This is a genomic window from Mesorhizobium sp. M1A.F.Ca.ET.072.01.1.1 (assembly GCF_004023325.1).
In the GTDB taxonomy this organism is placed as follows: Bacteria; Pseudomonadota; Alphaproteobacteria; order Rhizobiales; family Rhizobiaceae; genus Mesorhizobium.
The window spans coordinates 1-918 of sequence record NZ_RZSF01000670.1 but is presented as its reverse complement, the minus strand read 5'-3'; the positions used below and the strand labels follow the sequence as shown (position 1 = coordinate 918).

Here is a 918-nt window from a genome sequence, read left to right as displayed (position 1 = left end):
GGGTCGCGCTCGCCGCTGCGCACGCCGGCCGAGGCGACGAAAGTGGTGGCGGGCAGCATCCGCCGCGCCAGTTGCTCGGCCATCGGCGAGCGCACGGCATTCATGCCGCACACAAAAAGAATCGAATGCGGCAGCGCGGCCAGGACTACCCCCGCCAGTGCAGCACGCAGACGAGCGTGAACAACCGGCGCGCCGTGTCGAAGTCGATCTCGATCTTGCCGGCGAGCCGGTCCATCAGTGTTTGCGAGCCCTCATTGTGCAGGCCGCGGCGGCCCATGTCGATTGCCTCGATATGGCTTGGCGTGGAGGAGCGGATCGCCTCATAGTAGCTTTCGCAGATCAGATAGTAATCCTTGACGATACGCCTAAGCGGCGTCAGCGACAGGATGTGGGTAACCACATCGGCGCCATTCTGGCGGCTGACGGCGAACACCAGGCGCGACTCGGCCAGCGACAGCTTCAGCCTGTATGGGCCGGCGCCATCGTCGTTGACCGGCCGGAAACTGTTTTCCTCGATCAGGTCGAAGATCGCCACTGCCCGCTCATGCTCGACATCGGGCGTCGAACGCCCGATCGATTCGTCGAGCTCGACGTCGATCAGCCTGTCGCGGTTTTGGTGGTGGCCGGACATCGCTACATGTTCAGCCTGATCGCCACCGATCGTGCGTGGGCGTCGAGCCCTTCCGCCTTGGCGAGCGCGACGGCCGCCGGCGCCAGCGCCTTGAGCTGCTCCGGGCCGAGCTTCAGGATCGACGTGCGCTTGACGAAATCGAGCACGGACAAACCAGACGAGAAGCGCGCCGAGCGCGCGGTCGGCAGCACGTGGTTGGAGCCGCCGACATAATCGCCGATGACTTCCGGCGTGTGGCGGCCGAGGAAGACGGCGCCGGCATTGCGCATCCCGGCGAGGAAGTTCTC

Annotated in this window: 2 protein-coding genes and 1 pseudogene; all 3 read right to left on the bottom strand. The window is 65.5% G+C overall.

Annotation, left to right across the window (positions count from 1 at the left end):
* A pseudogene (locus EOA32_RS37445) lies at window positions 1-158 on the bottom strand (protein-tyrosine-phosphatase); the annotation flags it as partial.
* A complete protein-coding gene (locus EOA32_RS37440; RefSeq protein ID WP_066993793.1) occupies window positions 146-631 on the bottom strand; it encodes a UPF0262 family protein in 486 nt (161 codons plus the stop codon). The pseudogene EOA32_RS37445 and the gene EOA32_RS37440, both read right to left, overlap by 13 nt.
* 2 nt (window positions 632-633) lie before the next feature.
* Window positions 634-918, bottom strand: a 285-nt coding sequence (locus EOA32_RS37435; protein WP_189407732.1) for a histidinol dehydrogenase, incomplete at its 5' end; no start/stop codon positions are given.